We start from the raw sequence: 5,138 nt of genomic DNA on the forward strand, positions 1-5,138 counted from the left end.
AGCATCTTGGCGGCAATGATCGCGCATTGGCCAACTGCCCCGTCGCCCATGACGACGACTGTGTCGCCTTCCTTGACGCCGGCGACTCTGGCAGCGTGGTAGCCGGTGGCCATGACGTCAGCCAAAGTCAGGAAGGACTTGAGCATCCCTTCGCTGTAGTCTTCCGGCTTGCCCGGAATCTTCACCAGGGCCCATTGCCCGTGCTGGAAGCGGATGTATTCAGCCTGGTTTTCCCCGCTGAAGTTGTCCGTGTGCCCCTGGCAGGCCCCGTCAAAGCCGGCCCGGCAGGCTGGGCACTGGCCGCAGCCGTGGGTAAACGGCGCGATCACGAAGTCGCCCGGCTTGACCGTGGTGATGGCTGAGCCGGTTTCCACCACGATCCCGATGGCCTCGTGGCCCGAGTTGGCGGAGTCAGCGCCGACGTGGTCGACGTCGCGGTAGTTCCACAAGTCCGACCCGCAAACGCAGGCCCGGATTACTCTGATGATGACGTCATCGTCTTTTTCCAGCTTCGGCTTAGGCGCGTCAACCAGGGCCATTTTCCCTTTTTCCGCAAATACTGCTGTTCTCATGAAGACATTGTCCTTTCTTTAAAAAATCCCTTAATCAGCCGTCTCGATTTCAACTTGGTCAAAGTCGATCTCCGGGTCGTCCAAGATGATGTCGTCCGCATGGCCGACCTTGATCTTCCCGCTGACCGGGTTCTTGATGCTCATGATGTCGCCGGTGATTTCGGCATCGATGTCCCGGCAGTATTCAAAGGCCAGGTCAGTCCGCCGGGTCCGGCAATTGCGCATCGTGAGCCCGTCGATGTAGCACAGGCCCTGGTCGCTTTCGATCGTGCAGTTGACCAGGGTGATGTTCTTGGTGTTCCAGGCCAGGTACTCCCCGCTGATCCGGGAATCGTAGATGGTCACGTTCTCGCAGTTCCAGAAGGCGTCCTTGGCCACCAGGCGGGAGTTGTGCACTTCCACGTTCTTGGCCCCGTCAAAGCAGTAATTGCCTACCAGGTCCAGGTGGTCAACGTAGACGTTCTCACTGTTCATGCCGAAGTAGTCCCCGTTGACCGTCACGTTGCTGATGCGGATGTCCTTGCAGGTCCACATGGTTTCCTCGGCATTGGAGAAGTGGACCCGGTCCAGGGTCACGCCTTGACATCGGCGCAGCTGCTTGGGTGCCTGGATGGTGCTGTCGGTGATCGTGATGTCGTCGGTGTACCAGATGCCTGACCGGGCCATCGTTTCAAAAATCGTGTCCTTTACTTTGACATGCTTGTCGTACCAAAGCGGGTACTTCCAGGTAAACAGCACCCCGTCCAGGTCCAGGTTGCGCCCTTCCTTCAAAGGCGACTCGCCCGTGCCGAAAGTCACGTCCTTGATTGCCGCGTCCCGCAGGCCAAACAGGGGGCGCTCGCCGTCATAGTAACCATTGCTGATTTCTTTCATTTCCGGAAATCTCCTCTCAATTCATTTTCTTCACAAACGTTTTTAATCTAGTATAATTCCTTTTGCCCTTTATAACTAATCGATAAAAGTTATACATCGATATTCTTTTTTGGAATAGTATTGCAGCCACGGGCAAATATCCTACATTTTAATCATAACCGGCGGGCGGCCAATGGAAAAATGCTTTTTAAATATGGTAGTATGTCCTCGAAGAATAGCATTCCGGTTCAAAAAACTTGCTTTTTTCTTCCGGCTTGCACTAAGCTGAACAAGAGACAGGAGGCAAAAATATGAAGACAACGATTTTTCTTTTTCACCCGGATCTGACCTCTTCCCAGGTCAACCGGACCCTGGCAGCGGCTGCCAGCGAGGCGGGCTTTGAAGTCCGCGACCTCTACCGGCTCTACCCTGACGGGGAGATCGACGTCCCAGCCGAGCAGGCCGCCATGGAAGAAAGCGACCGGATCGTTCTGCAGTTCCCGATGTACTGGTACAGCTGCCCGCCCCTTTTGAAGAAATGGGAGGACCTGGTTTTGGAATACGGCTGGGCCTACGGGTCAACCGGGACCAAGCTGCACGGCAAGGAGCTCTTGATCGCCGTTTCCCCTGGCGCTCCGGCTGACAACTACCAACACAGCGGTTCCGTCAACTACACGGTAAACGAGCTGCTCCGGCCTTTCCAGGCAACCAGCAACTTGATCGGCACCAAGTACCTGACGCCTTTCGTGACGGCCGGGGCTTCCGCAATTTCTGACAGCGACCTGGCTGACCAGGCGCAAAAATATGTGGACTATTTAAAAAAAGACAACATTCCGCTTTTAGCAGCACACGAATAGGAGAAAAAATGAACTACGATTTTGACACGATGATTGACCGCAAGGCCAGCAACTCCATCAAGTGGGAGGTCAAAGACGGCGAACTGCCGATGACGATCGCGGACATGGACTTCAAGACCGCCCCAGAGATCTTGGAAGCCATGCGCCGGAAGGTGGACAGCGGGGTCTTTGGCTACGAGTACCCGACCAAAGAATACTTCAAGGCCGTCCAGTCCTGGTATGAAAAAGAGCACGCCTCCAGTGCCCCGACCAGCTGGATGACCTTCACGACCGGGGTGATCCCGGCGATCACGGCCAGCGTCAACCACTTCAGCCAGACCGGCGACAAGGTCTTGATGCTGGAGCCGATCTACAACACCTTCTACAACTCCATTGTCAACAGCGGCCGGCAGATTCTGGCCAGCCAGATGGTTTATGACCCAGACAAGCTTCGCTATGCCGTCGACTGGGCCGACCTGGAGGAAAAGCTGGCCGATCCGTTGACGACCATGATGATCCTCTGCAACCCCCACAACCCGACCGGCCATGTCTGGAGCAAGGATGAGCTGGAAAAGATCCTGCTTTTGGCCCAAAAGCACGGCGTCATCGTCATCAGCGACGAGATCCACGGGGACCTGGTCTTGGAAGGCGAAGACTACACGCCGGTTTTCGCCTTGGATGAAAAGCTGATCAAGAACGCCATCACCCTGGTTTCGCCAAGCAAGACCTTCAACTTAGCCGGCCTGCACGCCGCTACGGGGATCGTGGCCGACCCGGTCCTGCGCGAGCGCTTCGTCCGCGCCGTCAACAAATACGAAGTTGCTGAGCCCAACCTGCTGGCCATCCCGGCATCGATTGCCGCCTACACGGAAGGCAATGCCTGGGTCCACCAGCTCAAGGACTATGTTCTGGGCAACCGGAACTACCTGGCTGACTTTTTGAAGAAAAATCTGCCGCAGATCAAGCTGGCTTCCGAGAATTCAACCTACCTGGTCTGGGTCGACGTCAGCGCCGTCACTGACGACAGCGCCGACTTTGCCCGCCAGCTGCGGGAAAAGACCGGCCTAATCGTCAACCCGGGCACCGTCTACGGAGGCAATGGCAACAAGTTCATCAGAATCAGCCTGGCCTGCCCGCTCTCCCAGGTCAAGGACGCGGCCAGCCGCCTGCAGAAGTTCTTTACTGAATAAGAAAAAAGAAAAGCGCTCCGTTGAGCGCTTTTTTCATGCAGTTTAAAAGAATCTTTGCTTTTTTGTTAAAGTAGGTCAAAAGAAAGGAGCTTTCGCCATGAAAATCGAATACCTGCAGCAGTTCATCACCCTGGCTGAGATAAAAAACTACCAAAAAGCCGCCGACGCCCTCTTCATCTCCCAGTCCACCCTGACCAAGCACGTCCAAAGTCTGGAAAAGGACCTGGGCTGTCAGCTGGTCCGGCGCAAGGGGCGGAACTTTGAATTAACCGACAGCGGCCTGCTGGTCGTCCGCTATGGCCGCGGGATTCTGGACGCCAACCAGTGGCTCTTGACGGCCCTCAAGGAAAACCAGGCCAATGAGAAAATCGAGATCAACATTGGCTCAACCGCGGTCATGATCGAATACGGCCTCCTGCAGCTGGTCAAAAAGGCCATGGCCGCCATGCCGCGCCTGCGCTGCAACGTTCAAGAACTGACCGCCCAGGAAATCAACTCCCGCTTTGACCAGGACAAGATCGACCTGGTCTTCGTCAGAGAAAGCAGTCCCGCCCCCACGGGTCCTGCCAGCTGCAACATCTTGAAGGAGAATCTGGTGGCCATGTGCCCAGCCAGTTCCCCATTTGCCGGGCAAGACCAGCTCAGTCTGGCCGACCTGGAGGATGAGCCCATCTTGTCCACGGTCTTGACCAGCCCGGAATACCGCCTGCTCAGCCAATGGTTTGCCGACTACTATGACAGCCATGACCAAGCCGGCCTAAAAAAATACCCCAACGTGGTTTTCACCGCCAACCGGATCGAAAACCTGGTCTCCATGGTGCAGGCCGGCGCCGGAACCGCCATCCTGCCCAAGCGGCAGGCGGAATACTACCAAACCAAGGATACGGCCATCATTCCTCTGAAAGAAGACCTGCCCCTCTACCTCAACCTCCTGGTCAACCCGCATCTTTTGGACGACCAGCAGCGCCCGCCCAAGCACATCCGCCGCTTTATCGACATTGTCTTGGGGAACTGATTCCTTTTTGGAATCAAACGGCGGACAAAGCGAATTGATAAAAGCGCTTTCTCCTCCTAAAATTCTAAGTAAGAAATCTGAAGGAGGAAACAACATGACAGATGCAAGCGAAAAATTAGTTTTTGACCCCGAAAAGCGTGAATTCAAGAAGACCGAGGACGGCTTTGAATACTGCAGCTGGGAAGGCCTGGACTATGTGGCCAAGCCGGCTGATCCGATTCAGAAAGTGAATGTATTCGCTCCCGCCGCCTACGCCAAAGGCCAAAAGTGCGGCAGCTACAGCAGAGAAACTGCCCCGATCTTCATGCCCAACACGGTTGGCGGCTACATGCCAGGCCCCTGCGACTATCCGGGCAACAAGAACTTCCCGACCAACTCCAAGACTATTGTGGCCGCGTTAAAGCGCGGCTATGTCGTGGTTTCCGCCGGCCTGCGCGGGCGGACTCTGGAAAGCGGCAAGGCGCCAGCCTTCATCGTTGACATGAAGGCAGCGGTCCGCTGGGTCAAGTACAACTCCGGCCGCCTGCCGGGCAATGCCCAGAGAATCATCACCAACGGCACCAGTGCCGGCGGGGCCACCAGTGCTTTGACTGGCGCCAGCGGCAACAGCAGCTTTTTTGAAAAATATCTGGAAGAGATCGGGGCGGCTCCGGGGACTGACGACATCTTTGCC

General features: G+C 56.0%; 5 protein-coding genes and 1 pseudogene. 4 read left to right on the forward strand and 2 right to left on the reverse strand.

Annotated elements, in window-relative coordinates; all coding sequences use genetic code 11:
* Positions 1-572 (reverse strand): alcohol dehydrogenase catalytic domain-containing protein (locus lacNas_RS10335; RefSeq protein ID WP_201346832.1); only part of this gene is annotated, 572 nt, incomplete at its 3' end.
* 30 nt (positions 573-602) lie between these two features.
* Positions 603-1,445: a DUF3737 family protein gene (locus tag lacNas_RS10340; protein WP_201332022.1), complete on the reverse strand. Its 843-nt coding sequence runs from the start codon at positions 1,443-1,445 to the stop codon at positions 603-605.
* A gap of 290 nt (positions 1,446-1,735) precedes the next feature.
* Here lacNas_RS10340 and lacNas_RS10345 point away from each other — a divergent pair, with 290 nt between their 5' ends.
* From lacNas_RS10345 to lacNas_RS10360, 4 genes and pseudogenes are all read left to right on the forward strand, one after another.
* Entirely contained in the window at positions 1,736-2,281 is a 546-nt protein-coding gene (locus lacNas_RS10345; protein WP_201332023.1) for an NAD(P)H-dependent oxidoreductase, read from the forward strand.
* 8 nt (positions 2,282-2,289) lie between these two features.
* Entirely contained in the window at positions 2,290-3,450 is a 1,161-nt protein-coding gene (locus lacNas_RS10350; RefSeq protein WP_201332024.1) for a MalY/PatB family protein, read from the forward strand.
* Positions 3,451-3,547: 97 nt separating this feature from the next.
* A complete protein-coding gene (locus lacNas_RS10355) occupies positions 3,548-4,465 on the forward strand; it encodes a LysR family transcriptional regulator (protein ID WP_201332025.1) in 918 nt (305 codons plus the stop codon).
* Positions 4,466-4,691: 226 nt separating this feature from the next.
* Positions 4,692-5,138, forward strand: a pseudogene (locus lacNas_RS10360) (subtype B tannase); the annotation flags it as partial.

Origin of the sequence: Lactobacillus nasalidis, assembly GCF_016587775.1 — a bacterium.
GTDB classification, from domain to species: Bacteria; Bacillota; Bacilli; order Lactobacillales; family Lactobacillaceae; genus Lactobacillus; species Lactobacillus nasalidis.

Excerpts from the sequence above, each read along its gene's own strand:
- lacNas_RS10350 (WP_201332024.1), top strand. The coding sequence starts at position 2,290 with ATGAACTACGATTTTGACACGATGATTGACCGCAAGGCCAGCAACTCC.
- lacNas_RS10340 (WP_201332022.1), bottom strand. The coding sequence starts at position 1,445 with ATGAAAGAAATCAGCAATGGTTACTATGACGGCGAGCGCCCCCTGTTT.
- lacNas_RS10345 (WP_201332023.1), top strand. The coding sequence starts at position 1,736 with ATGAAGACAACGATTTTTCTTTTTCACCCGGATCTGACCTCTTCCCAG.
- lacNas_RS10355 (WP_201332025.1), top strand. The coding sequence starts at position 3,548 with ATGAAAATCGAATACCTGCAGCAGTTCATCACCCTGGCTGAGATAAAA.